Below are 26585 nucleotides of genomic sequence, written 5' to 3'. Positions count from 1 at the left end.
TACTTTAGTTCAATACATTAGCGATTTATTCGAACAAGATGTTCTCGTTGGAGTATAGTCTCCATCCCTTGCAACAATGGTTTACGCAATTCTTCACTCTGCAAAGCAAAGTTGAGAGTTGTCATGATGAAACCCAGCTTCTCACCAACATCGTAACGGGTTCCCTCGAAGTCGTATGCGTACACGCCTTGGCTCTCATTCAACTGTTGTATAGCATCAGTCAACTGAATTTCTCCGCCAATTCCTTCCTCTAGATGTTCAAGAATTTCGAATATTTCCGGTGTCAATATGTATCTGCCCATGATTGCCAAGTTAGAAGGTGCTTTGCCTGCTGGCGGCTTTTCCACAAAATAACCTACCTCATGCAAACGTCCCAACCTATCGATTGGAGCAACTATGCCATAGCGCTGTGTTTGGTCTTGGGGAACTGCTTGAACGCCAATCACAGACTTTTGTACTTGCTCAAATTGGTCCGTCAGCTGACGAATGCACGGTATCTCAGATTGTACGATATCATCTCCGAGTAGCACAGCAAACGGCTCGTTACCGATAAAGTTGCGAGCGCACCATACCGCATGACCAAGTCCCTTCGCCTCTTTTTGTCGTATGTAGTGAATTTCTACATTAGAGGAACGACGTACTTCCTCAAGTAAATCATGCTTCCCTTTACTGAATAAATTACTTTCCAACTCAAGTGCATGGTCAAAGTGGTCTTCAATGGCACGTTTACCTTTTCCCGTCACAATGATAATGTCCTCAATGCCAGATGCTACTGCTTCTTCCACAATGTATTGAATAGTCGGCTTATCGACAATCGGAAGCATTTCCTTCGGCATGGCTTTCGTTGCAGGTAAGAAGCGCGTCCCAAGACCCGCTGCAGGAATAATTGCTTTTCTCACTTTCTTCATCCTTGGTCCACATCCATCTCTATTTATTCTTGTACTAGTATCAATAGGAATTGCTTATATAATAGAAAAACCTAGCTATGTACTCTTCAATGGAGAAAAGAACATAGCTAAATTTTCTAATAAGGGCATTCAACCCATCCTCACATCACACTCTCGACAATCATGTCTAAGGTCCCTTATGACCCACAGCGTGAACGAGTGCCTACAGTAATAGAGGTGCAGTAGACATTACCTTTTATCCCAAACATTTCTCTAGTTATCTAGCCTTTCATTCCGTAATAATTCATGTAGAAGCCAGCTTGATTATCTCGATTGATCCGATTAACCACAATTCCCAACATACGAGCGTTGACATGATCCAACTGTTCTTTAGCTTTCCTCAATTGATTTTTCTTCACCTTACCTGCAGCAACCACCATAATAACGCCATCGCACAATGTGCTGATGATGACACTATCCGTTACAGCTAATACTGGAGGGGAATCAATGAGAATGACATCATATTGCTGTCCCAACTGCTCCAGCAATTCTCGCATGGCTAGAGAATCAATCATATCTGACGGATTACCTAGCATCGGCCCAGAAGGGATCAACGATAACTGACTTACCATGGTTTCTTGGATAACATCATGTACATTTATATGTCCAGCTAACACCGTACTTAATCCCTGGCGATTCGATTGAGAGAAAAGAAGGTGCAGTGATGGCTTACGCATATCCATATCAATAAGAAGCACATTCTTCCCTTCCTGTGCATAAGTAATGGCCAAGTTGCTTATCGTTGTGGTCTTTCCTTCTCCTGCCTGGGAGGAAGTGACCATGATAGTCTTCAATACCTGATCATTAGAAGAATAATTAATATTGGTTCGAAGCAACCGATATACTTCCGATATAGGTGATTCGGGATTCATCGAAACAATTAAGCCGCTACTATTGATTGATCGACGCATATTTTTTCTCACCTACTTTTTGATTTTGTAATGCCTTCATCCTACGAGAGGTCTTTAACTCTTTCTTAGTGATCTTTCCAACAACTGCAAGTACAGAAATATCCAAAATCTCAACAATTTCGTCTTCAGTCTTCAACGTATCATCAAGATAATCGAGCAGAAATACCAGTCCGATCCCAAGCATAAGTGAGACAATAATGCTTATTATAATGTTCATAATTGGATTAATATTGATCGCTGATGGAGCTAATGACGTGTTCGCTTTACTTAAAATGGTGATGTTATCAACATTCATGATGTGAGGAATTTCATCTTTAAATACCGTCGAAACAGCATTTACGATAGCGGCAGCTTTGGCATAGGAGGTATCCTGGTAGACTAGATTCATTACTTGTGAATTATTCGCTGATGTAACAGATATCTTGGAGGATAATTCTAGAGCAGTCACTCCCAAGTCAGGGAATTTATCAACGACTTTATCCATAATGGCAGATGATGTGATAATTTCTTTATAAGAGTTAATAAGAATGATACTCGTTTGTATAGTACCCGGATTGAGTGTTCCCACTTCATTCGCTGAAGCCGATTGATTAACGATTATCTTGGCGTTTGCCGAATAGATCGGTGTTGTAAAGTAAAGGCTCTTGAATCCTGTCGCTGCCATTGCGATAACAACAATCGCTACGATCAACCACCATTTCTTCTGAACAATCCTAAAATACTGTTTGAGTTCCATACTCTCGCAACCCCTCGCTCCACTTGTGGAATATAAGTAACAGACAAAAATTGTATTTGACTTCCATCATAGATAATTTGACAAAATATCTCCGGAATTCACTTACCCAAAAAAAATGTTGATACATTATGTATCATTCTTACCCCATACTTTACGATACAGTTTGTATCATGTCAAGAATATATTTCTATCACTTCTTCTGATAGCGCTTACTATTTTATCTATCTCATTCCTCTCTAACTAGTTGGACTACAACTGCGATTATGTTATATCATTCTGTACGTCATTCTACCGTTCGAGGTACAAATAACGACAAAAGAAAACAGCGTTAATGATATACTCATCATTAACGCTGTTTCCTTTAATTAGGAAATTTCGATCTTGAATCGCTAGTAGAGCTACTATATACTAACTTGGTTAGTTACGATTCATATCAAAATACTCATTCCAATTTCATCTCACAAAATTATACATATAATAGAAGAACTTTAAAATAAAGGAGATGTCTTATGCGTATTATCCTCACAGTAGGTTGGGCTTTCATTCTATTCGTATTCACTTGCTCGGTAAACTTTCATCTGCTCATTAGATATCATATTGTTGTTTTCAATTTTAATCCGACTCCAGATTGGTCTGAGTTACTTAAGCTTGATTTTCAATGGACAAGTCATGATTGGATGAATCGAAAAATAGGCCATTTCTTCGGTTTCTTTATCCTAGCCATACTCTCATCAAGCTTGGGCAAATATAAGTCCGCCTTCTTCTTCTCTATCGTCTACGCAGCCTTGACCGAAATTCTTCAACTATTCTTCTTCCGAGGCGGTAGGATCTATGATATTGCCAATGATTCTGCTGGTATTCTCTTAGCTTATATAATATGTCTATTCCTCTTACGCAAAAGTACGAGACGTACAAGTTACATAAACAAAGAGAAATAAACCATGAGTTGCTGAAGTGTGGTCTGGAGGTCCAGATCAAGCGTGTGGAAAACGAGACTGTTCAGTTATGGAATGTTGTTGTAACATAGAAGGGAAAGTTGAGTTGATAATAATATTATTAAAAATAACTTGATACAAAACATTTGTACGTTATATGATGATACGAATTGTATCGCGAAATTGTTACTCTAATTGATTAACAGAGGAAGTACGAATGAGCCCGCGCTTGTCGGTATTTATTTAATCGAGGATCCGTTCAGATCGAGTATGACAGCCTTATGCTAGGAAACTTTGGCTTTCCCTTTTTCAAAAAAATATAATTAATAGGGTGATGACAGTGGTTCATACAATGAGTACAACTATATATAAGGCTTTCGGGTATTCCATAAAAAGCGATATCCCGCTGCCTGAGCTGCAGCAGTTAGACATTCCTCCGAATAATATCGATATTTCCATCCGCTATGCTGACTTAACAGAAAGATGGGCAGAACTCTCTATGTTGACTAAGAAATACGTAGTAACCGAGAATCTGATTATGTTCTGGATACCGAATCAAGCTGTCTTCTCAGTGGAAGGCGGAACAATCATCACTATTTCTCCCGAGAAAGATGCGGATGAAGATAAACTCCGACTATACATTCTTGGGTCATGCATGGGTGCTATTTTACTGCAACGAAAGATCCTTCCATTGCATGGCAGTGCGGTAGTCATTGACCATAAAGCTTATGCATTCATTGGTGAGTCCGGACATGGCAAATCAACGCTTGCATCTTCCTTTATCCAACGGGGATTCCAATTATTAACCGACGACTTAATCGCCGTTACACTTGGTCCAGACAATATCCCTTATGTGACACCAGCCTATCCACAGCAAAAGCTTTGGCAAGAGAGCCTAGATAGCTTCGGCATGAATTCAGATGAATTCCGTCCATTATTTGATCGCGAAACGAAATATGCAATTCCTGTCGCCTCTCAATTTTCTACCGACATACTTCCTCTAGCCGGTATATTTGAACTGATCAAGATGGATTGCAGTCAACCCGATATTCGATTAATAAATAAGTTAGAGCGTCTTCCTCTCCTTTATCGCAATACATACCGTAATTTTTTTCTTCCAGACAGTGGGTTAACCAACTGGCATTTTGATATGACTGCCCGCATGTCTAGCAATATCGATATTTATCAACTCCAACGCCCATTACACGAGTCTACTGTGCAGCAGTTGACAGACATGGTTCTATCTACAATTGAGAAATAAACAACTGATAGCAATAGCCAATATATCTCATACGTACTACTAGCTCCTGAAATATAAGAACATAAAAACCCACTCCTTAATCATTCTACTTAGGAGTCGGTTTAGGTTGTTTCAGTCTTTCACTTAAATTTAATCCGATTCAACTTCTTTAATGCTATATTTCAATTGCGTGCTCCTTCCATTGAATTAGACCCGTGGGAATTTGACTCAGCTTACTGAATTTGATAGGAATATTGCATACAAATGTTTATAATTTAAATAGTTAAAATAATGACATGAAAAAAGGAGCGAAATACATTGATTAATATCGTCGGGCAAATTATGTTGTATGTAAATAACCAGGAAGAATCATTGAAGTTCTGGACAGAAAGGGTTGGCTTCTCCCTCATCTCAGAAACAGATAACGGCGAAGGAATGAAATGGTATGAAGTTGCGCCTACCAAGGGTGCTCAAACAAGCATCGTTCTACATAACAAGGAATTAGTTGCACAGATGTCTCCTGGAATCCATCTGGAGACTCCGTCATTATTGTTTTTCTCGGAGGATCTTGATCAACTGTATAAGGACTTCTCAGATAAAGGAATAACCGTCGGAGAAATGGTTAACGTGCCTGAAGGAAGAGTATTTAACTTTGCAGATGATGAAGACAATTATTTTGCTGTAGTGGAGAAGAAGTAACCGTTACATTTCATCTATTCACTCAGCAAACAACAAGCGCTTGTTGTTTGTATTGAGCTAGATTGATGGACGACCAAGTTAAACAAGCATAAACGGCTTCGCCGTCCTTTAGCGGCGATGAAACGTTTAGCGTTGGAATATAATCCTATGTATAAGCAGAAATACTTATACATTCTTATATTTTCAAAAAACAGCTTCTTAAAGGTTCTCTAAACCTAAGAAGCTGCTTGATACTTGGTATGATCAACCTAGAATAGCATGATCCATAAAACGGATCTCTCTAGTTTCCGTGCCATGTTGCTCGAATATAATAACCTCATTATCTCCTAATTTCAATAAAGGCGCTGGAATATACAATGTTTGCTGCGGACCGATTTCCCAATAACGACCAAGGTTAAATCCATTGATGAAGATTACTCCTTTTTGCCAGCCATCTAAGTGTACAAACGTATCCGCTATTTCCTCTATGCATAAGCGACCTTGATAGAAGCAAGGTTCCTTGGGAAGCTCTGACCCGATCGGTTCAAATGTAAGTTCAGACAAATTGTCCAGTGGTAATGGATAGCTTATCCACTCCGATAAGAATTGGAAGCCATGCCGAACTCCCTCCGTTATTCCCTTTCGATCTTCCAGATAAGGACCATAGTTAATGCGTCCCATATTCTCCACCAAGATTTCTATGGTAGCGCTTTCCTCTGGCACTTCAAAGGATAATCTCTGGTCCGGATTCCATCTCTCAAGAACACCCATTTCCTCACCATTCATATACACTTGTGCCCGATCACGCACTTCTTGCACTTCGAACTCCTTGCTCGGGCGTGGTCCACTAATATGTGTCGTGTATAGACAGTATCCGTACTCTTGGCCCAGCTTCTCCATCGTCTTAGGATAAACCGTATGGATCGGCGAAGAAATCTGAAGCAATTGATCACGCAACAGTGCTTGTCCCGTCATCTGAATCGAACCGTAATCCTTCTTAGGTATTGCAATGGGTAGTTCACGGGTACCTTTAAATCCATATTTGCTTAGTACATCACGAACCTTCCAATACTTATCCGTCGGTTCGCCAGACTCATTCAAGAGCGAATCATAATCATAACTGGTAACGGTTGCTTGATAATCGTACCGGTCTGTCATGCAATTCGCTCCGTTATACAATCCGAAATTCGTCCCTCCATGGAACATATAGAAGTTAACGGATCCCTTTAGCTTTAGCATATCCTCTAATACATTGGCTACATCGTCCGCGTCACGAGCGTGATGCGGTTTGCCCCAATGATCGAACCAACCATTCCAATATTCCATACACATGTATGGCGCATCAGGTTGATATTCACCAAGTTTGTGAAAAGACTCCTCTGCCCGGGAGCCGAAATTGGCCGTTGCCAATATCCCAGGCATCATTCCCCCTTGGATCATCGCATCCTCTGCTCCATCTGAAGTAAATAGTAGGACATTCATTCCATGCTCCAGCATCTTCCGCTTGATATGATCTAAGTACTTCTGATCATTCCCGTAGCTGCCATACTCATTCTCGACCTGCATGGCGATAATCGGGCCGCCATTGGTACACAATAGAGGCTCTAATCTGGGAAGCAGCTCGGCATAATAATCATCCACATGATTCAAATAGATAGGATCTGTGCATCTCAAGCGTAGTTCCGGCTCAGCAAGAAGCCAAGCCGGCAACCCTCCGAATTCCCATTCCGCACAAATGTAGGGTGATGGACGGACGATTACATGTAGTCCCAAATTCCCAGCGATTTGAATAAACTGAGCGACATTGGCCATCCCACTGAACTGGAATTGCCCCTTCTTGGGCTCGTGAAAATTCCAGGGAATATAGGTTTCCACGGTATTGAATCCGCAAGCTAGCAGCTTCTGCAACCGATCCTCCCAATATTCGGGTACTACGCGGAAATAGTGGATGGCACCTGAAATGATGCGCGTCGCTTGCCCATTATAGTAAAATTGATCATTTATATAACTAAAATCTGACATTGTGTTCACCTCAGCACTCGGTCTCTTTGAATTTCCTCTTTATAATAAAGTTGTACTAGTTGAGATCATACGATGATAGAGATTACAGAAACCGAGTTGATCATCCACCCAACTCGCTCCCCCATCATAGCTAAGTTTAGTAGTCTCCAATTCTTCTAAACTGGTAATATCTCCAGATACATAAGCTAGAAGACGTTGCTGCACTGATCTGATTCTTGCAAGTAACCCTCCGTAACGAAGATCAATAATCTCCCAACCGAATATTTTAAAAGTTGCCGTCCATTGCACACGGTGCGCATCATGTAATTCATTTACATAAGTCATTAGCTGAGCCAATTCCACATCCGCGATTCGACACAGTTCCTTCTGATCTTGTAGCTCATAGCCATTCTTAATACGAATCCCTATGTCCGATTTGATAGATAGAACCGCGCATAACTTTTCGTATACGAGGAACAGCATCGACCATTTCGGATTATTCTTGGCATAAGTCTGCATTTGGGCTGCCATATCCTCGTAATGCTTCGGTAGATTTCGTCCCTCTACGTGCTTATCGAATAACCCCAGCAACAGATCCTGCCATAATAAATACCTGGATGGATTAGCCTCTATTAAATTGTCCGCTGGTGTTCCAGGAAGCTCATCGATATATTTGGCTTGGATGAAATGATCCCATTCCCCGCCCGTACATGTTTTAAACCTTTGTTTCAGCTTCTGCACATCTAGCTCTTTCGCATAGGTGTGTTCTGCATATACCTGTAGTGCCGGCAGTCCGGAGAATATATTCCCTTCGTTGCCATTGTCACCCCACATGGTAGCAATGACCTCCGTTACCCCTTCCTCTTTACATACAGATAAAGCTGCATTTGTCGTTCGGAACGCTTTTCCATGATTCGGAATAATCCCGTTCCAGGTCCAAGCCCCTCCGGCAAAGATTGGTGATGAGCCAAATTTCTGGTGTTTCTGAATATAGTCCTTATAAAATGCAGGATCACTGTGATAATAATCCCAATAAACATATTGCATTTCTTTCGGCATGTCAGCGATGACATGAGCGGGAACGACTGAATTTGTATCGTAATAGTCTCCATCTTCGGAACCGAGCCGGAAATACATGTCGCTCCATATCATCGGTTTCAAACCATACTTTGCTGTAATTTGAAGGACCCGATTCAAATGCTCATTCATCAATTCAAATCGAGGACGATACCCATTTTTCTTGATATAGTTGCCCAGACCAAGGGTGTGGGCTTCATCCATCCCGATATGAATTCGTTTACTTCGAAGTGGCGCCGTCGCAGCCTGTATCATCTCATCGATGAATTGATAGGTTTCTTCCGATCCAATCAGTAGAATATCATCTGTATCCTTATATTCATCTGTATGTTGCCATTGAAGTGCCTGGCGCAAATGTCCAAGTGTCTGAATGCAAGCAACCATCTCGATTCCAAATATGGTAGCATAATCATCGCATGCTTTTATTTCATCATAGGTATATCTCCCTCGCAAGTAACCAAAGTACGGACGCGTCGGGATTTCATAAGTATCTTCGGTATACAGCATCAACTGATTTAACCCCATCGTTGCCATGATCCGAATCAACCTCTTCACGCTATCGATTGACAAGACGGCATTTCGCGAGTTATCAACCATAGCACCACTGGTACGAAATTGAGGTGTTTCTTCCACATCGAAAGCATCTTCCACCCTGGCATGTTCAATAAAAAGACCCATTGCCCGATAGAGATGGATAGGTTGTTCAAACTGAATGTTTCCTTGCCGATCTTCTAAACTGACCACCAGGTTCCCCGGTCTTTGCGTGACTTCAATACAAAGACCATCCTTGGATAACGTGTATCCGAGTTCCTCTTGTAGGATGTGAAGTCCCTCTAACAACTGTGGCTCCAACGAATTCTTAATATGGATCAACATTCTTTTTCATCTCCTTTTTTTGAAATAGGGATTATCCTTTAACACCGGAACTTGCAATCCCTTCAACAAAATATCTTTGGGAGAATGCGAACAAAATAATAGGAATAATAACGATAATACATGCCCCTGCCATCTGTAGCGCGTAATCGGTCCCTGCTTGCTCTTGGAAATATTCCAACCCTACGGTTACGACCTGCCTGTCTATACTGGAAATGAATATAAACGGATTTACAAAATCATTCCACGTCCAAATAAAGGTGAACAACAGCATTGTCACAAGCGCTGGCACGGCAAGCGGCAATATGATGCGGTAATAAATTTTGAATTGGGAACAGCCATCCACCTTAGCCGCTTCAGAAATTTCTTTAGGCAAGCCTGCAAAGAACTGTCGCAGTAAGAAAATAAAAAATACATCGAACGTGGCCGGAATGATCAACGCCCATTGTGTATTATATATATGTAATGATTTATACAACATGTATCTCGCGATCACTGTCGTATCGGCAGGAATCATCATTGTAGCAATGAACAGGAAGAAAATGCTCTCTTTAAATGGGAAGTCCAATCTAGCAAAAGCATAAGCAGCCATCGTAACGATTGCGAATCTGGCAATCATCGTCAGGACCACAATAATGACTGAGTTGCCATACCACTTGAAGAAATACTCATGATGAAAAATCGTTTTGAAATTATCCCAGTAGATCTGGTCTGGAATGAACTTCAGGGGTTCCGAGAAAATGAGTGCATTCGGTTTCAGCGCTGCTGAAATCATAAATAGGAACGGAACGATCATGAATAAACCAAGTACCAAAATCACGATCGAAGCGATGACCATGGAGGGTTTAACTTCGGTTCGCGATTTCTTTTTCATTAATAGTGAACCCATCTCTTTTGCCCCTTCCACTGAATGATCGTAATTACTAAGATGACCGCAAATAACAAAATAGCCTGTGCTGCTGCATAACTATACCGATTATAGGTAAAGGCTTCTTCATAAATGTTGAGTGAAATGACGCGAGACGCTACACCCGGTCCTCCGTTCGTTAACGCGCGCACAGATGCGTAGTTCTGAAAAGAACCGATAATACTTGTAATTACAAGGAAAAAGGTTGTAGGTGATACAAGCGGAATGGTTACGTTACGCACCCTTTGCCACCAGCTTGCTCCATCTAGATCTGCTGCCTCGTATAATTCACCAGGAACTCCTTGCAGAGCAGCTAGAAAAACGATGGTTTGAAACGAAAGACTCTGCCATACATTAATTAATGCGATCGTAGGCAGCGCCGTACTTACTCCTCCTAACCACATCGGTGGATTTTCAATTCCAATTAGATGAAGGAAAGCATTCACAGGGCCATCATACGGATCGAGGATCACCGAGAACACCATGGCAATGGCAACGACATTCGCAACGTAAGGAATCAGAATCATCGTGCGACTGACAGGACGAAGGAAAAATTTACGATTTAATAGAATCGCTAATAAAAAAGATAAAACAATCAGAACAGGTACGTAAATTAATGTGTATAGAAAACTGTTCCAGTAAGCCTTTATCGCAATATCATCGTGAAAGATGCGAACAAAATTATCAAACCCGATAAAGTTATAACTTGGTTTCAGCGTATTGTAATCCACCATGCTAATATAAAAGGCATACAGGAGCGGAAATAAGTTGAAGATTAGAAAACCTGCTAGAAACGGCAGGATAAATAGTAAACCCGCTTTTGCCTCGCCTGATTTCATCATTTCTCTGATAGAGGACATTCCATTTCACCCCATTAAATAATGTTGGGCTGCCCTAGGCAGCCCAACATAACAATTTGTTTAGTTCGACTATTGATTCGACTGCTCAATCTTTATTGCTTCGTCGACACGTTCTTTAATCGTTTTTACCGTATCGTCAAGTGACTTCTGTTCAATTAAATACAATTCGCTTTCCTGTAAAATAATATTGCTATACTCTTGCGCAGCTGGACCTACAATTTTCTCTTCCGCAAATCCCTGATCATTTTGGTAAATCGCTTTGTTCAGATCATCCACGGATACTTCCCCGTTAGTACGATCTACGATTTTTTGGAACATTTCATTAATGTCCTGATCCTTTAGATCCACTCGTGCAGGTAGGTCACCTGTATATTTATAGTTATTCTCAGCGAAGTATTTAACAAACTCGAATGCTTCTTTCGGTTGTTTCGAGTAGGCGTTGATCGCTAAACCATTAATTACAGCTAGATTATTTTTCTCAGTGCTATTCGCTGGTGTTGGAATTTCAGCAACGCCAAATTTCCAGTCACGCGGGTAATTTTCTTTATCTAGGAACATATTGGTATACCAAGTCCCAATGACGTGCATACCATATTGACCTGACATAAACCCATCCCAAGCCAGCTTTTTAGTTTTAAATTCCATCCAACTTGGTTGAACTTTATCTACATTTCCAAGATCACCATAGAATTGAAGTGCTTCTTTGAATGCAGGATCATCATAGTTCGAAGTACCATCTGCCTTATATCCCGATACATTTTTTTGGCGTGCCGTAAAGTACATATAGGCATCATAATCAAGCATATAAGAACCATAGATTTTTTTGCTTGGATCGGTTAATTTTTTAGCTGTTTCAACATATTGGTCCCATGTCCATGCGCCTGAAGGATAAGGAACATTTGCATCGTCGAATATTTTTTTGTTGTAGTATACAGCCCATTTACCAGCACCTGCTGGAAGGCTATAAATCTTGCCGTCTGTTTCTTGCAGATACTCTCCAAATTTCCCTTTTGCATCATAATTATCTTCTGTAATTAGATCATTAAGCGGAAGAAACGATTCGCTTCTCACATATTTATCCAATTGGATCGGTGTGCTGAAAAGAATAATATCTGTGGAACTGTCCTTTGCCCCTAGATCAATATCGATCTTCTTGAAGATCCCTACGCCATCTCCAGGAATGACATTAAATTCTACGTTGATACCTGTGTCTTTCTTAAATGCGTCAACGACATTCAAAAAGTTACTATCTTTAGCCCGATTTCCATCCACGTAGATTTTCACAGTTTTAGCGGCATCTGTTGTTGTACCTGCGGTTTCACCAGAGGATGTTTCCTGATTCGAATTATTTGATCCGCATCCCGCCAGTAAGCCTGTTAGCATTACTGTGGCAAGCAACAAACCCGTTATTTTTCTTTGCTTTTTCATTGGTCTATATTCCCCCTATTACTTAAATGACTCACTTACTATGCAAGTATAGAAAATCCAACCCATCATGTTAATGCACGAAATTCAGGAAATTTATCTTATCCAGCTCATTAGAAAAACAAGCTCATTAAAAACAATAACCCACTTCGTTTTTCTTATCTTTTTCTATGAAAAGTTATAAAAAATCCACATTGTCATTACGGGACAATGTGGACTATGATATCGCCGAATTACATTTTATATTTAGCAGGTGGCATACCAACCACTTTCTTAAACACCCGGCTAAAATACTGTTCACTGTCATACCCAACCATTTGTCCAACTTCATATACTTTATAATGGGTTGTTCGTAATAATTTTTTGGCCTGATCAATGCGATAGCGTGTAATAAATTCCACAACACTCTCTTGGGTCTCTTTGCGAAATAAATGACTTAAATAATTCGGAGATATATTTAATTCCTCTGCGATAGCTTCCAATGAAATATTATGAGCATAATGTGATTGAATAAATTGCTTCGCCTGGTGAATCAATCTTCGTGACTCACCTAAGCTATTGAATACTAAAGCGGTTACTTTCTCCAAACGCTGAATCCAGACAATATAATCATAATCCGTGTATAAATGACTCAAGGATGGATAAGGATCTGATTCCCATGCTTCTTCCAGCTTAAGTGTCGGATGTTGTTCAGCAACATATGAGCTTAAGGAGAACAGCAGTGCTGAACAAAGGCTTTTGACCACATGCTTATCATTGGCGTGCGTTTCCTTAACAAATTCTACAACGCTTCCTAAGCATTGTTCCATTCTGTCCATATCTGAGATCTGAATAATGGTGTCGAACTGCTTGATGTAGTCATTAACATTCAAGAACAACCTGTCCGGTTGGACGACTGTTTCGGCGAATGCCTTCGACACATGATGTTGTCTCGCGTGATCCATAGCTTCTTGGTAACCCGTCTTTATAGAGCCATATCCTGCATGGATATCGGAAACACCGATCAAACCCGTGATGTTTAAATACGTTTTCAACGCTTTTAGCATAGCCTCCATCAGGTCTTCGATCTTATGTGACATCTCAGCATGGTCCGCTTGTGCATACAGAACCGTTATTTCCTTAGAATGCGTAAACACGGTATGAGCATACCGATAGTCAGACACGATTTCGGAGATGATGTTCTGTACAGAAAACTGGAATAAATCAACATCTTTGTCTTTATATTTCTGGTATATCTCTGTTCCATTCAAAAGAATCACACCCGCTTGAATTCGGTCCTGGGGGAGAGTGACTCCTAAATCTCGTAGCTTTTGTTCTATTTCATTCTCTTTGTAATAACTACCTTGTATAATTTCCTTCAAAAAATTGTTTTTGACAATTTCAAAATCTTTCGACGATAAATGTTCAACATAAGATTGTTTCAAATACGGCTTCTCTAACCTTGTCTCACTACGCGCTTGGCTTACCCGATCCATCGTGGATATGAGTTGCTCGGGTGTCAGCTCCAATTTCAGAAAATAATCTTTTGCCCCAAGAACCAAGGCTTGTTTCACATAATCGAAATCATCATAAGAGCTAAGCACGATAAAATCGGGTGGATTTAACCGTTCTTTTGCCTGCTTGATCAAATCAATTCCATTCATTACAGGCATCTTTATATCGGTAATTACAATATCCGGATGCAGCTCTTCAATGATTTCCAATGCTTTTTTTCCATTTTCCGCTTCACCGACAACAACGTACCCTTTTTCATTACCGGATAGTAATGATTTGATTCCGATCCGTGCCAGCATTTCATCATCAACAATAAGTATTTTATTCAAACCGTCCATCCTCCTGTTGGTTAAAAATCACAGGTTGCATGATTCGAACTTTCGTATATGCTCCAATACTGCTTTCAAGCTCCAGACCGTAGTTCTTTCCAAATGTTCGTTGTATTCGTTCATGCACATTTCGCACGCCTATGCCGGCTTTGTCATCATGATCGGACAGCAGCTTGTCCAATACTTTCGGTGGCATTCCAACGCCATTATCATAGACTTCTATGACGAGCTGATCTTTGTCCTGAAATGCACGAATCGTGATTGTACCCCTTTCTTCTTTAGGTTCAATCCCATGAAAAATAGCGTTTTCAACGATAGGCTGTAAAATAAATTTCAAACAACGATAATCTTTCATCGACTCTTCTATTTCGAATACCACTTCGAATTTATCATTGTACCTAATTTTTTGAATATAGATATAATCTCTTAATAATTCAAGTTCTTTATAAATCGGAATGATCGTTTCTTTCATCTTTATCGTATTCCTCAGCAAACGACCTAATACTTCAACGGTTTCTCGAATATTGTCCGCCTGCTGAATCATGGCCATCCAGCGTATAGAATTCAATGTGTTGTATAGAAAATGAGGATTAATTTGCGCTTGCAGGGCACGGTACTCGGCGTCGTTCTTCTCCGCTTGCTCAAGGAGATGCTCTTGGTGCAGGCGTTCAATGCGCATCATCATATAGTTGAAACTATGGGTTAACTGCCCGATTTCATCTTTTCGATCCGTCACCGTAATCACGGCACCCTCGTTCCCCTGGACCCTTCTCATCACTCTCGCAAGTTGCTGGATCGGATTAACAATTTTTGAGGCAATAATATACCATACGATCCCCGAAATAAGAAATGATAACAGAAATACAATGATCGTCACCTTAAAGATTAACGAAGACCCTTCTGTTAATACATCTAAAGGAATGGTCTCAACAATACTCCAGCCTGTAGTGTAAAGGGGAAACTTTGCCTCTAGCTCCTTATTACCATTGGAATCTGTCAGCACAGAATAACCCTTACCCTGAATATTCAGGGTATTCTCATATCGCTGGTTGATATTGTTCAATTCGCGATTGTAAACAATTTTATTCTGTGTGTCCAGCAAGAACAAGTTGTTGTTGGGATCATGCTTCGTATTAAGCTTGTCGAAAAAAAATTGCGATTTAAAGCTCATATATACGATTACGTCATTCTTTCCATATTTCAAACGCTTGGCCAGTGAAATGACATAGGGATTGGGGTAATGAAAATCAGCATAGTTTTCGTGGATTCCTAGCCATACCAGTTCTCCGTTGGACTTCTCCAATTTCGGCATCCAATCCTTTTGGATGAGTTTATCCACGTCTAAATGACCTACATCTTCACCATATCGGATAATTTTCCCGTTACTTCCTATAAGAACTAGCGAGGAAATATACTTATACATGTTGGAAGCATACGCCCAATCATCAAATACTTCCCCTGCTTCTTTGACATCGAAAAAGTAATCCACCTCACTTTGATATTTGGACGCAAAGATCGATTCAATCGTATGGTTCACTTGTAACGAATCGATGATACGCTCCCATTCCCGCATGTCGAACTCGAGCGATTGTCCAAGGTATGACAGGTTATCCATGAAAGATTCACTTACTCGATCCTTCAATAGGGATTTGGAAATTAAATTCGAACTAATGCTGATACTGGCTGTAGGTAGAATTAATACAACAAGAAATGACACCATGATTCTCATTTTGATACTGTTTCTAAAGTTACGGATCATCTTGTTCCCCTTTGACGCATAATATGTATGTTTACTTTATTGATGTATTATTTTGACTGTGCTAAGATAAACTTAAATAAAGACGGTCCACCAACCGTCTTCAGCACAAACATCTTGAGTGGAGCATCCCTCGGATAAGTGTTACTCTAAGAAATGACCCACACTGGCGGATACCAATGAGTGGGTCATTTTCGTTTTTCGATGTATGTTAACAGCGCGATCAAAAAGATCCCACAAGCTATCAATTCACCGAACGAAATGTTCATGGCCTCACCTCCTTTCGGAGAGAGCCACCCACTCAAGGTGTGTTGCACTCAATTATTATATCAGACTGTGCCCAATTCAGGTATGGTCTTTTCTCTATGCCCTTTTTACTTTATTGATGTATTATTTTGACTATGATAAGATAAACTTAAATAAAGAGCCGTGCGCGAACACGACTCTTCAGTACAATCCGCACTAAGAGCGGTTGGCTTGCAAGGTGATCAGAAATAGACCGAATCCTTACTGGGGCGGTCTATTTCCTTTTATGGAAAGAAAGTATTAACACAACCAATGTCGCAAATGAAATCATAAGCGTCAAAGTTTGGTATACCTCCATTAGCATCACCTCCCTTCCGGGAGATTAGCCGACCGCCCTTATGCCATTGTACTCAATTAGTATATCAGACTACATGCAATTCTGGTAAAGATGTTTAATTTACAATAAACTTTTATTTATGGTTAATAGCAACATCTTCAACCGTTGTATGAATCGCAATCTGCTGCTCTTTACATGCTTCTTCGAACCATCCCTCTGGTTGCTTGTTTGTAATGATTCCCGTTGCCCGATGCAATGGGATAATCGTAAACAGAGCGCTTTTCTCAAGTTTACTTTCGTCAAATACGGCATATACTTCGCTTGAACGTTCTATCAGAAGTTGGGCAATGCGAGCTTCCAGCTCAGAATGCATCGTAAAACCGTGACCTAGTGAAACGCCATCTACCCCTAGAAACATCTTCGTCACGTTGATTTTGTCGATGACACTTTCCGCAAGTGGACCACTAAGCTCGTAGCTCTTAGCACGCATGATACCACCAATAACAACTACTTGAACTCCATCTGCATCCGCTAGCTCAGAAGCAATGTTCACGGCATTGGTGACGATCGTAATATTGCGATGCTGCTTCAATGCTCTAGCAATGAAAAACGTTGTTGTTCCTCCCGTTAGGCATACAATATCGCCTTCTACCACTAGCTTCGCAGCTACTTCGGCGATTCTTTCCTTACCTTGCCGCTGAAAAAAACGTTTATCTGCAAAAGGCAACTCGGATACCGATTGCATGAGTGCCCCTTCATAGATGGCTCCTCCAATGGTACGAATAATTTGCCCTGATTTCTCCAATAAGTCTAGATCACGTCTTGCGGTAGCTTCGGAACAGCCAATAGATTCAACTATTTCTTGAATTGATATTTTGCCGTGCAATTTAATGAGTTCTAGAGCTTTCAATCTGCGTAGCTCGCCCTTTGAATATTCCATAACTCTCTCCTTTGATGACAGCCTCTCATCCATTCTAATCCTAATATTGGAGGATGGAAGACTAAATTGCAAGTAGGCTGAAGTCAATTGCAATATCAGGAGCAACGATGCACATTATAAGGTTACGACCTGCATCTGCTTAACGTAATCTTGAAAAAGCTTATAGTCAATATGTCCTGCTTGGTCAGACATGGCATTCGCTGCTGCTGCCGCAGAAGCGATGCGTAGCTTCTCTATAGGAGAATCGCCACGTTCTTCTGCGAACGCCATACCTGCAACAAATGAATCGCCACAACCAACCGTATTTATGGCATGAATGGTTGGTGGAATGACACGGTACCCTTGTCCATCGATGAATGCAATAGCTCCCCTGTCACCCAATGTAACGCATACTTGTGCGATCCCCTCAGCTGCTAGCTTCTGCGCGGCCTCAGCCCATTCATTCTCTTGCAGTTGATCTTGTCCTAGCCATCCAGCTAGCTCATGTTCATTCGGCTTCACGAAATGTGGTCGAGCTTGCAGTCCGCTATTCAGTGCGGCGCCACTAGTGTCCAAGAATACGCGTGCCTTAGTTGACTGAATGATCCCAATAAGATCAGCATAGAGATCCGCTGGCGATCCTTGCGGTAAACTGCCGGATAGCACCATAACACTCGATTGCAGGGCAAGTCTGTGTATCGTCTCTTTCATCTCCGCAATGTGATTGTCATCGATTGTGGGTCCTTGTTCAAGTAACTCTGTCGAGGTTCCATTGGACTCATCAATGATATTCAGACACACGCGTGATTCTCCCGCTACATGAACAAAGGACGTTTGAATTCCCCGATTGCGTAAGCTACTTTCTATAAAATAACCACTACTACCCGCAACAAATCCAGTTGCCGTAACATCGCCACCGAGTAGTGTGATGACTTTGGCAACATTATTACCTTTGCCACCTGGCTCATCCATTTGCCGGGCGACACGTTGCACACCGCCTAGCTCAAGCGAATTCACATAGTACGTTTTATCTATGGCCGCATTTAGCGTGACCGTTGTAATCATCGAAGATCGCCGGCTTTTCCGATACATCCGCAAAGTTCCATCTTCTCCATCGCAAGACGCTTCACAGCTTCTTTAGCAGGAACCATATATTTACGAGGATCATTCTCTTCCGCATTAACAGAGAATACATCTTTAATTGCATTAGAGAATGCGATTCGCAATTCTGTAGCTACGTTCATTTTAGACATACCTAGCGCTACTGCCTTCTTCACTTGCTCAGCTGGAATTCCCGAACCGCCATGTAGAACCAATGGAACATCAACGATCTCAGCAATGTTGGCAATACGATCAAAATCAATGTTGGGTTCTCCTTTATAAATACCATGCGCGGTACCGATGGCTGGCGCCAATGTATGCACACCTGTACGTTCAATAAACAATCGGCAATCTTCAGGGTCAGCGAGCAACGCCTCGTGTTCAGCTACAACGATATCATCTTCAACGCCACCCACTTTACCAAGTTCCGCTTCCACATTTACACCTGCGGCAAGTGCAATTTCCATGACTTTAAGCGTGCGTTCTACGTTCTCTTCAAATGCAAACATAGAAGCGTCGATCATCACCGACGTATACCCTGCGCGGATACACTGAACAATCGTGGAGAAATCGGTACAATGGTCCAAGTGCAAAGCAATGGGTAGTCCAGTACGATCAGCAGCAACTTTTGCAGCTTCCGCAATGTAATCAGGCCCTAAGTGTTTAACGGTTCCAACCGTTGACTGAATGATGAGTGGAGACTGAGTCTCAACTGCTGCTTCAACAACCGCTTGAAGCATTTCTAATGTATGAACGTTGAAAGCACCAACAGCGTATTTATTTCTACGAGCGATCTGTAGCATTTCAGTGGATGAGATAAGTGTCATAATAAGTTCCTCCTAAGATTTTTTTCAGATAAAATGGCTATATAGTCGTAATTCTCTTCCTTTGTTTATATTGATGTGATGCCCACAGAGCGCTTCCAATAATGCCGGCATCGTCACTAAGTTCTGCACTCTTAATCGTAAAATGATTGCGATAATCCTGAAGTAATCTATGATTTAATTCATCTGTCATCGGTTCAAAAATAAGTTCGCCAGCTAATGCCCCGCCACCACCAATAACAATCACGTCGGGCGAGAGCGTCGGTACGACCCAAGCCAGTGCACGCCCGAGTGCACGTCCCGTATGTTCAAGTACATCGCGCGATAATTCGTCGCCTGCTAGACACGCACGAGAAACATCGCTTGAACGGATATCCTTCACATCAGTAAACCACTCGCTAAGTAGACTAGCTTCGCCTTGTTCCATTCGCGTCTGAGCTTGTCGAGCAATCCCCGTTGCCGATACAATCGTCTCGAGACATCCGATTCTTCCACAGCCGCAAGCATAGTTCTCATGATCGATGGGCACATGTCCGATCTCGCCCGCCATGAAGCGGTGTCCACGATGTAATTCTCCACGTTGTACAAACGCAGCGGCCAACCCCGTGCCAATGGTAATACCGTATACGTAATCATGACCGCGACCAGCACCTGCAACTGCTTCTCCATACACATACATGCGGACATCATTATCTATAAAGACAGGCTTACCTGTAAGATCCTTAAGTTTTGCCGCCACAGGTACTTGATTCCAGTTCAGATTAACTGCCCGAAGACTAATACCTGCCTCAGGATCCACAAGCCCTGGAATCCCTAAACCAATAACTTCGATATCCTCAATAGCGATTCCAACTTCTTCTCCAAGCTGTTCAAGCGTTAAAGCGATACTCGCAAGAATAGCCTCTACGCCTCTTTCAGGCTTGGTTGGATATTTACGTTTAACAAGGACATTGCCGAGTTCATCCAATATGCCGCACTCAATATTGGTACCACCAACATCGACACCAGCTACATATTTCATAGAAATCCCTCCTCTCCCGCTTCCAACTACTCAATATAGTCCGCACGAGCGTATACCTGATAGCCTTGCACAAATGTGTGACACACTTGGAAATGCTCATTCACTATGATTAAATCTGCATCCTTACCCAGCTCAATGGTTCCCTTAGCATGGTGAACACCAATCTGTGTAGCAGGATGAATGGTTAGTGCAGGAACAAGATCTGCAATGTCCATTCCTGTAAACTTAACTGCGTTAGCCAAAGCCTCAATCATCGTTAGAGAACTTCCTGCTAGACCACCTTCTGTTCCATCTTCTTGTTTCAAATACACCTTGCCTTGTTTCATAATGACCGGTAGCTTACCAAGCACGTATTCTCCATCCGGACATCCTGCCGCGCACATACTATCTGTGATCAGAAGAACTTTTCCCTCTGGTTTTATGTTGAAAGCCCATTGGATCAGACTAGGGTGTACATGAATACCATCGCAAATCAGCTCAACTGCTAATTGATCTAACATCAGTGATCCACCGGCTGCACCTGGTTCTCTATGATGTAAAGGCTTCATCCCGTTAAAGAGATGTGTAACTTGTGTAGCACCCCACTCCGTTGCCCGTTGCATCGTTTCGAAGTCGGAATCCGTATGTCCCAAGGAGATAACGACTCCTTTATGTACAGCATGACGGATGACTTCTTCTGCATGGTTCAGTTCAGGAGCAATCGTCATGAGCTTGATGATTCCTTTCGAAGCAGCCCAGAAGACATCAAATTCTTCAATAGATGGCTCACGGAGATCATTTGGATTCTGTGCCCCACATCTAGCTACATTCAGAAACGGCCCTTCCAGATGGACGCCTAATAAGTTAGCTCCATCTGGTTCACGTGCTCTCTTCATCGATTGTGCAGCACACTCCAGAGCCGCAACGATTTCTTCATGTGTCGCAGTAAGTGTCGTCGCTAGTAATGAAGTCGTTCCATTAGAAGCATGAAATCTGCACATACCTTGAATATGCTCTACACTTCCCAGCATGACATCGTACCCACCACCACCATGAACATGAATATCGATGAACCCCGGTAGCAAAATCCTTCCACAGGCATCTACACGTTCATGGTCTTCGCTCTCATCCTCTACACGCATTTCAGAAGAACTTGATATTCGTGAAATGGTTCCATTCCTGATCAGTAGGCTACCCTTCTCAATCCAGCCATCCGGTGTTAGAATACGCGCGTTATAAATTTCAGTATTTTTATGCTGCATCAACATTTCTCCCTTATATGTGGCAAAAACAATTTGATGTTTTATTTCATTTCATGATTATAATAATCGTAATATTTGATTTTATCAATCTTTTTTTGATTATATTAATAAAAATACAGAAATATGCCCATTTAAAAAGGTGAATATTGACTAGTTTAATTAACTTTTGATTTTATTTTTCTTTTTTATGATTGAAATAATAAAAGAATTGCATTACACTCACATTAGGTAAACACATTATTTAGGAGGTTATTATCCATGAGCCTAACTTATAGCGAAATTAAACAACAATATACGGCCTTACAACAAACCTATGACTACATGCTATCTAAAAGACAAGAAATTGTTTCCTTTGCGAAATCAAAATCCATCACTTCCGTTACCTTTGTTGGCTGCGGATCAAGCTACTGCTTAAGTGAATCCGCTGCATTCTCTACTCGTCTACGTGCAGGACTTCCGGCAAGTGCATTAGCCGGTGGCGATCTCATGCTAAACCCTGAGCGTTACAAGGCTATGTTAGAGAATACTCTCTTGGTTGCCCCGTCACGTTCGGGTAGCACAAGTGAAGTAGTTGAGGCACTTCGATTGCTCCAGACTGATAAGCCTATTGCTGTACTAACACTATCCTGCGTAAAGGATTCTCCACTTTCGAAAAAGGCACATTTATCGCTAGAGTTACCTTGGGCATTTGACCATAGTGTCTGTCAGACTCGTACCGTAACCAATCTTTATGTAGCCAATCTAATGTTGACCGCCTTCCTCGGCAACGATGAAGTTGTTATCGCTGATATCCAGAAGGCGATCGACCAAGGTGAAGCCTACATGGCACGTATAGAAAATGATATTCGTAAAGTAGCTGACTTTGCATGGACTAATGCCGTTGTGCTTGCTGATGGCGAACTTCAAGGTCTCGCTTCCGAAGGTGCTATCGCTTTAACTGAAATTGCGAAGGTGCAAGCACATTCTTACCACCTCTTGGACGTTCGTCATGGTCCGATGGTAACTGTGGGTCCCGATACACTTGTCATCGCAGCGATCACTGGCAATGGCACTGAACATCAGCGCAACCTGATGCGTGACATTAAAGACAGAGGTGCCACGATTATCGCATTCGCTGATCATGCGGAGGCCATAGCTGCAGAACTTGTCGATCTAGCTGTCATCTCCGACAACCGATTAGATGTTGCTGTGCAAGGTATTCCATTTATCTTCATTCCCCAAATCGTCGCTTTAACAAGTGCCGATCGTCAGGGCATCAACCCCGACCAACCCGATGGTCTCGTTGCTTGGGTCAAATTGTAGAGATTAACTATAAAGAGAACCTTCAGGAGATGTTCTGAAGGTTCTTTTGGCATGATATGTACCATGTAAGATTAGACCATGTAATATAGCGCATTAACCAAAGAATAGCGCATGAGTGATGTGCTATTCTTTGGTTTTCATATGTTTAGATTTCGTACCACTTAATCTCATTCGCTTCGAGCTTGAGGGAGAAGCTAGAACCATCACCACGATAAACGACGGTTTCCTGTGGCTCATAAGTGTTGTTAACAACGCAGTATTTACCATTCTTAACATAGGCGTGAACCTCAACATTATAGTTCTCACTCAGCCAGCGGTTGAGCTCGTGGTCGCTATGAGCGCTCCAGAGGATCGCACGGTAAAGCAGACGACTGTTCTCGAAACTATATGGCAATCCACTTATATATACGGCTCGTCCACGACCGAATTCATTCACTGCGAGTTGAACTTCTTTATCAACCTGACGGAGGACCGTGGTGCCTTCGAGAGCGAATATATTCTTCTTACCTTCACCGAAATCGATGATCTTCTTTCCATCTGAGTCTACAGCGCAATCTTCTGTAATAAAATGATCTTGCTCTTCCCAGTTGTATTTATCATAACCGAGGGTGAAACCACGTTCTTGTTCTACACCAAGGAGGCTTGCAAGCTGAAAGTACCTTCCGTTCGCTTGATGAGCTGCGGGTTCGCCTACCCCGATGAATCCACCACCATCGTGAACAAATTGCTTCACTGCTGTTACGATGTCTGTGTCCAGCCACCAATCCCCTCCGGTATACGCCGTATCGCCATCCCCTACATTCAAGATGACATCGATTCCTTTAAGAATGGAGGGATCCTTCTTAATATCTTCAAAACTGATGAATTTGACATCAAATGGTGCACCCGATAACGTCTCTATGATCCCTGCATAGCTATAATTCTGTTTCTGATAGAGTGCATGATGAACCATGTGATTACCCCATGCACGCATTTTACCCCAGCAGTTGAGGATCGCAACCGTTTTGACACTGTAGGGTGTTGTTCCTTGTACATTATCGTACAACGTACGGAATTCATCACACACGCTCTCAACGTAGTCCATGAAATCTGGGAAATCTAGTGCTAGTTTCAGATATCCCCCATACCCAATTCGATCAATCGGCTTGCGGAGGATGGCACGTCTTGCAGTAACCCAGTTCACTTTGGCTTCACGTACAGGATCTCCACCCTCATAGAATGTATCAGGGAAGAAATAAGGTAGGAAACGTCCCTCTGTATAATTCACGCCTGGTATATCACTAATCAACCGAAGTGTAGAACCATTCCCTACACTACCAACGACAGCATCTACCCCAATGGTTGAGAACTCTTCCATAAACGGTTCGGTACCAATCCAATGATCGCCAAGGAACATCATCGCTTCCTTCCCATATTCATGTGTAATATCGACTAATTCCTTAGCAAGTACAGCAACCTCGCGCCGTTGGAATGCCTGAAAGTCTTGGAACTCCTTGGTCGGAATACGATAGTTATTATTAAAATAACCCTGATCAATGATATATTCAGCTCTAAACGGATAGTCAACTTCTTGTTCAAATTGCTCAAGAATATATGGACTAACGGATGCGGAATATCCATACCAATCAACATACTTCTCGCGTGCTAGCTCATCAAAGACGAGTGTGAACTGATGGAAAAAAGTCGTGAAACGAATGACATTAACATAGGGATGTTCTTCGATAAATTGCCGTAATCGTTGAATCGTGAACTCACGCGTCTTGGGTTGACGAACATCAAAGGTTATCTGAGGATCAACGTTGTCCCAATCATTCGTGACTGCATTGTACATATGTACGGGATCCCACATGATATAGGCTAGAAAACTAACCGTATAATCATGGAAGGGAATCGCTTGAATAATGACGTTCCCCGTTTCTTCGCTATAGTTCCATTGCTCAGTGGATATGACCTCTCCTGTGGTTCGATCGATGACTTCCCACCAACGTGTGATATCGTCACGAGTATTCACCTTCAGCATATCTGGATAAAGCCCCTTCATTAAAGGGATAGCAAGACTAGATTGCTCAGCGGTATAGAAAGGTGTCATAAGATACATCTGCTGAATCTCATCCGGATTTGCTTGTGCCCATCCATTTTCTTTACGAGTCGTATAGTACGTGGAATACACCTTGGCATCGATATCACGCAATTCTGCGGGGAAGTCCGTACCATCGCAATCGCGTATAGCGTCTGCGCCCCATCGCTTCATGACTTCTTTTGTTTGAGGAATAACATCTAGATCCGTAGGAATCGTGACCCGTCCTTTTTTCATGTTGTATAACTCCTTTTATTTATATTTGCGATTATAGAACCAGAGAAGACCTATTAGAAGTGCTAATCCCAGTAGCATCGTTCCGAGCCCGGGTGCACCAATATTTTTTTGCCCAATAATAACGAGTACTATAGCGAAGATAAAGACAATTAGTATCAACAAATGACGCAACAAATTCCGCATGGATTCACCCATAAGTAGCACCTTAACCTTTCAGCCCGCCCATGGTCATGCCTTGGGTTAGCTTCTTTTGAACCAGAATATAAAGAATAAGGGTTGGCAGCATTACTAGTACTAGACCTGCATACATTTGACCATATTGGACGGCTGATTTCTGAGCGGCCATCAAGTTCATTAAACCGACTGGCAACGTTCGAAATCCCGGCTTTGTTAGTAAAGTCATCGAAATGATATATTCGTTCCAGAAAGAAAGGAAATTAAACAAGATAACAGTCACAATGCTAGGTTTAGCCATTGGCATAATAATCTGTACCATCGTTCGGAAATAGCCTGCACCATCTACAGAAGCTGCTTCTTCATATTCCCTGGGCAATGATTTGAAATAGCCCGACAATAGGTAGACTGTGAAAGGAAGTGCCATTGCAGCATAGACAATTGCTAGAACGAATAAATTATTCAGGAATATCGGGTGTCCGAAAAGAGTACGGGCAACCTTGTCGCCGTTATTAAGCATGAGAAAGATCGGAACGACAATATAGTTCACGTTGATAAATAAACCGGCCATAAACATCAAATTCAAGATGACGCTTCCTTTGAATTTATACCGTGCCAGCACATAAGCTGCTGGTAATGCAATGACGAGTAAAAGGCCAATCGCAATCACTGTTACGATAACGGAGTTGAGCATGTAACTGCCCATCTTCGCTTTTTGCCAAGCATCCGCAAAGTTCTGTAGATAGAATCCTTTCGGAAGCGCCCAGGGACTTGCGTAGAACTCTATATCCTGTTTGATGGAGGCCATGAACGCCCAAGCTACAGGGACGATAATGATAATTGCTAGTGCGAACAGTACAACATAGATGAAGCCCTTATAGAACTTATCGCTGACGCCATGATGTGCGAGTTTATTATTCTTCAAGTTGTCGCCTCC

The 26585-nt window shown here is 41.9% G+C and carries 23 protein-coding genes; 4 read left to right on the top strand and 19 right to left on the bottom strand.

Annotated elements, in window-relative coordinates:
* Positions 1-17: 17 nt before the first annotated feature.
* The 3 genes from galU to AC1D69_RS04065 all read right to left on the bottom strand — a co-directional run bounded on the left by galU (position 18) and on the right by AC1D69_RS04065 (position 2594).
* Complete coding sequence (gene galU, locus AC1D69_RS04075) at positions 18-908, bottom strand: UTP--glucose-1-phosphate uridylyltransferase GalU (protein WP_495454883.1); 891 nt, start codon at positions 906-908, stop codon at positions 18-20.
* Between the two features lie 260 nt (positions 909-1168).
* Positions 1169-1858 (bottom strand): CpsD/CapB family tyrosine-protein kinase, encoded by a 690-nt coding sequence (locus tag AC1D69_RS04070; protein ID WP_495454882.1) that lies wholly within the window; start codon positions 1856-1858, stop codon positions 1169-1171.
* On the bottom strand, positions 1839-2594 hold the full coding sequence (locus tag AC1D69_RS04065) for a YveK family protein (RefSeq protein WP_495454881.1): 756 nt from the start codon (positions 2592-2594) through the stop codon (positions 1839-1841). Before AC1D69_RS04065 ends, AC1D69_RS04070 begins: the two co-directional genes overlap by 20 nt.
* A gap of 509 nt (positions 2595-3103) precedes the next feature.
* On the opposite strand from AC1D69_RS04065, the gene AC1D69_RS04060 reads away from it, so the two are divergent.
* From AC1D69_RS04060 to AC1D69_RS04050, 3 genes are all read left to right on the top strand, one after another.
* Positions 3104-3532, top strand: a complete 429-nt coding sequence (locus AC1D69_RS04060; RefSeq protein WP_495454880.1) for a VanZ family protein — start codon at positions 3104-3106, stop codon at positions 3530-3532.
* A gap of 337 nt (positions 3533-3869) precedes the next feature.
* Positions 3870-4790: an aldolase gene (locus tag AC1D69_RS04055; RefSeq protein WP_495455286.1), complete on the top strand. Its 921-nt coding sequence runs from the start codon at positions 3870-3872 to the stop codon at positions 4788-4790.
* Between the two features lie 297 nt (positions 4791-5087).
* A complete protein-coding gene (locus AC1D69_RS04050; protein ID WP_495454879.1) occupies positions 5088-5468 on the top strand; it encodes a VOC family protein in 381 nt (126 codons plus the stop codon).
* 243 nt (positions 5469-5711) lie between these two features.
* Here AC1D69_RS04050 and AC1D69_RS04045 read toward each other — a convergent pair whose 3' ends face one another.
* The 13 genes from AC1D69_RS04045 to nagA all read right to left on the bottom strand — a co-directional run bounded on the left by AC1D69_RS04045 (position 5712) and on the right by nagA (position 21858).
* Positions 5712-7469, bottom strand: a complete 1758-nt coding sequence (locus tag AC1D69_RS04045) for a glycoside hydrolase family 35 protein (protein WP_495454878.1) — start codon at positions 7467-7469, stop codon at positions 5712-5714.
* A gap of 39 nt (positions 7470-7508) precedes the next feature.
* Complete coding sequence (locus AC1D69_RS04040; protein ID WP_495454877.1) at positions 7509-9401, bottom strand: beta-N-acetylhexosaminidase; 1893 nt, start codon at positions 9399-9401, stop codon at positions 7509-7511.
* A gap of 31 nt (positions 9402-9432) precedes the next feature.
* Positions 9433-10272: a carbohydrate ABC transporter permease gene (locus AC1D69_RS04035; protein ID WP_495454876.1), complete on the bottom strand. Its 840-nt coding sequence runs from the start codon at positions 10270-10272 to the stop codon at positions 9433-9435.
* Complete coding sequence (locus AC1D69_RS04030) at positions 10272-11147, bottom strand: carbohydrate ABC transporter permease (protein WP_495454875.1); 876 nt, start codon at positions 11145-11147, stop codon at positions 10272-10274. The genes AC1D69_RS04035 and AC1D69_RS04030 overlap by 1 nt, the downstream gene beginning before the upstream one ends.
* 87 nt (positions 11148-11234) lie before the next feature.
* Positions 11235-12593, bottom strand: a complete 1359-nt coding sequence (locus tag AC1D69_RS04025; RefSeq protein ID WP_495454874.1) for an ABC transporter substrate-binding protein — start codon at positions 12591-12593, stop codon at positions 11235-11237.
* 230 nt (positions 12594-12823) lie between these two features.
* A complete protein-coding gene (locus AC1D69_RS04020) occupies positions 12824-14413 on the bottom strand; it encodes a response regulator (RefSeq protein WP_495454873.1) in 1590 nt (529 codons plus the stop codon).
* Positions 14406-16172: a cache domain-containing sensor histidine kinase gene (locus tag AC1D69_RS04015; RefSeq protein ID WP_495454872.1), complete on the bottom strand. Its 1767-nt coding sequence runs from the start codon at positions 16170-16172 to the stop codon at positions 14406-14408. The genes AC1D69_RS04020 and AC1D69_RS04015 overlap by 8 nt, the downstream gene beginning before the upstream one ends.
* A gap of 517 nt (positions 16173-16689) precedes the next feature.
* Positions 16690-16773 carry a putative holin-like toxin gene (locus AC1D69_RS04010; protein WP_373887467.1) on the bottom strand — a complete coding sequence of 28 codons (84 nt, stop codon included), beginning with the start codon at positions 16771-16773 and terminating at the stop codon, positions 16690-16692.
* 112 nt (positions 16774-16885) lie between these two features.
* Positions 16886-17692 (bottom strand): DeoR/GlpR family DNA-binding transcription regulator, encoded by an 807-nt coding sequence (locus tag AC1D69_RS04005; protein WP_495454871.1) that lies wholly within the window; start codon positions 17690-17692, stop codon positions 16886-16888.
* Between the two features lie 114 nt (positions 17693-17806).
* Positions 17807-18763 (bottom strand): 1-phosphofructokinase, encoded by a 957-nt coding sequence (pfkB, locus tag AC1D69_RS04000; protein WP_495454870.1) that lies wholly within the window; start codon positions 18761-18763, stop codon positions 17807-17809.
* Entirely contained in the window at positions 18733-19599 is an 867-nt protein-coding gene (gene fba, locus AC1D69_RS03995; RefSeq protein ID WP_495454869.1) for a class II fructose-1,6-bisphosphate aldolase, read from the bottom strand. Before fba ends, pfkB begins: the two co-directional genes overlap by 31 nt.
* Positions 19600-19636: 37 nt before the next feature.
* Entirely contained in the window at positions 19637-20617 is a 981-nt protein-coding gene (locus tag AC1D69_RS03990; RefSeq protein ID WP_495454868.1) for an ROK family protein, read from the bottom strand.
* Positions 20618-20643: 26 nt separating this feature from the next.
* Positions 20644-21858 (bottom strand): N-acetylglucosamine-6-phosphate deacetylase, encoded by a 1215-nt coding sequence (nagA, locus tag AC1D69_RS03985; RefSeq protein ID WP_495454867.1) that lies wholly within the window; start codon positions 21856-21858, stop codon positions 20644-20646.
* 258 nt (positions 21859-22116) lie between these two features.
* Here nagA and AC1D69_RS03980 point away from each other — a divergent pair, with 258 nt between their 5' ends.
* On the top strand, positions 22117-23160 hold the full coding sequence (locus AC1D69_RS03980) for an SIS domain-containing protein (RefSeq protein ID WP_495454866.1): 1044 nt from the start codon (positions 22117-22119) through the stop codon (positions 23158-23160).
* A gap of 145 nt (positions 23161-23305) precedes the next feature.
* On the opposite strand, the gene gnpA is transcribed toward AC1D69_RS03980, so the two are convergent.
* Genes gnpA through AC1D69_RS03965 form a run of 3 tightly spaced genes read right to left on the bottom strand, consistent with a single transcriptional unit; the run spans position 23306 to position 26573 of the window.
* A complete protein-coding gene (gnpA, locus tag AC1D69_RS03975) occupies positions 23306-25474 on the bottom strand; it encodes a 1,3-beta-galactosyl-N-acetylhexosamine phosphorylase (protein WP_495454865.1) in 2169 nt (722 codons plus the stop codon).
* 15 nt (positions 25475-25489) lie between these two features.
* On the bottom strand, positions 25490-25669 hold the full coding sequence (locus AC1D69_RS03970; protein WP_495454864.1) for a DUF6903 family protein: 180 nt from the start codon (positions 25667-25669) through the stop codon (positions 25490-25492).
* A gap of 10 nt (positions 25670-25679) precedes the next feature.
* On the bottom strand, positions 25680-26573 hold the full coding sequence (locus AC1D69_RS03965) for a carbohydrate ABC transporter permease (RefSeq protein ID WP_495454863.1): 894 nt from the start codon (positions 26571-26573) through the stop codon (positions 25680-25682).
* Positions 26574-26585 lie beyond the last annotated feature (12 nt).

It is taken from the genome of Paenibacillus sp. Y301 (assembly GCF_059445505.1).
Note: the sequence above shows the minus strand (reverse complement) of the source record. Positions and strands in the feature narration are given on the sequence as shown.

What these genes read in the sequence shown, in the direction of transcription:
- AC1D69_RS04070 (WP_495454882.1), bottom strand. Translation starts at nt 1,858, where the DNA reads ATGCGTCGATCAATCAATAGTAGCGGCTTAATTGTTTCGATGAATCCC.
- pfkB (WP_495454870.1), bottom strand. Translation starts at nt 18,763, where the DNA reads ATGTATCGGAAAAGCCGGCGATCTTCGATGATTACAACGGTCACGCTA.
- galU (WP_495454883.1), bottom strand. Translation starts at nt 908, where the DNA reads ATGAAGAAAGTGAGAAAAGCAATTATTCCTGCAGCGGGTCTTGGGACG.
- AC1D69_RS04030 (WP_495454875.1), bottom strand. Translation starts at nt 11,147, where the DNA reads ATGATGAAATCAGGCGAGGCAAAAGCGGGTTTACTATTTATCCTGCCG.
- AC1D69_RS04025 (WP_495454874.1), bottom strand. Translation starts at nt 12,593, where the DNA reads ATGAAAAAGCAAAGAAAAATAACGGGTTTGTTGCTTGCCACAGTAATG.
- AC1D69_RS04060 (WP_495454880.1), top strand. Translation starts at nt 3,104, where the DNA reads ATGCGTATTATCCTCACAGTAGGTTGGGCTTTCATTCTATTCGTATTC.
- AC1D69_RS04035 (WP_495454876.1), bottom strand. Translation starts at nt 10,272, where the DNA reads ATGAAAAAGAAATCGCGAACCGAAGTTAAACCCTCCATGGTCATCGCT.
- AC1D69_RS03970 (WP_495454864.1), bottom strand. Translation starts at nt 25,669, where the DNA reads ATGGGTGAATCCATGCGGAATTTGTTGCGTCATTTGTTGATACTAATT.
- AC1D69_RS03990 (WP_495454868.1), bottom strand. Translation starts at nt 20,617, where the DNA reads ATGAAATATGTAGCTGGTGTCGATGTTGGTGGTACCAATATTGAGTGC.
- AC1D69_RS04005 (WP_495454871.1), bottom strand. Translation starts at nt 17,692, where the DNA reads ATGGAATATTCAAAGGGCGAGCTACGCAGATTGAAAGCTCTAGAACTC.
- AC1D69_RS03980 (WP_495454866.1), top strand. Translation starts at nt 22,117, where the DNA reads ATGAGCCTAACTTATAGCGAAATTAAACAACAATATACGGCCTTACAA.
- AC1D69_RS04045 (WP_495454878.1), bottom strand. Translation starts at nt 7,469, where the DNA reads ATGTCAGATTTTAGTTATATAAATGATCAATTTTACTATAATGGGCAA.
- AC1D69_RS04065 (WP_495454881.1), bottom strand. Translation starts at nt 2,594, where the DNA reads ATGGAACTCAAACAGTATTTTAGGATTGTTCAGAAGAAATGGTGGTTG.
- gnpA (WP_495454865.1), bottom strand. Translation starts at nt 25,474, where the DNA reads ATGAAAAAAGGACGGGTCACGATTCCTACGGATCTAGATGTTATTCCT.
- AC1D69_RS04040 (WP_495454877.1), bottom strand. Translation starts at nt 9,401, where the DNA reads ATGTTGATCCATATTAAGAATTCGTTGGAGCCACAGTTGTTAGAGGGA.
- fba (WP_495454869.1), bottom strand. Translation starts at nt 19,599, where the DNA reads ATGACACTTATCTCATCCACTGAAATGCTACAGATCGCTCGTAGAAAT.
- AC1D69_RS04010 (WP_373887467.1), bottom strand. Translation starts at nt 16,773, where the DNA reads ATGGAGGTATACCAAACTTTGACGCTTATGATTTCATTTGCGACATTG.
- nagA (WP_495454867.1), bottom strand. Translation starts at nt 21,858, where the DNA reads ATGCAGCATAAAAATACTGAAATTTATAACGCGCGTATTCTAACACCG.
- AC1D69_RS04015 (WP_495454872.1), bottom strand. Translation starts at nt 16,172, where the DNA reads ATGATCCGTAACTTTAGAAACAGTATCAAAATGAGAATCATGGTGTCA.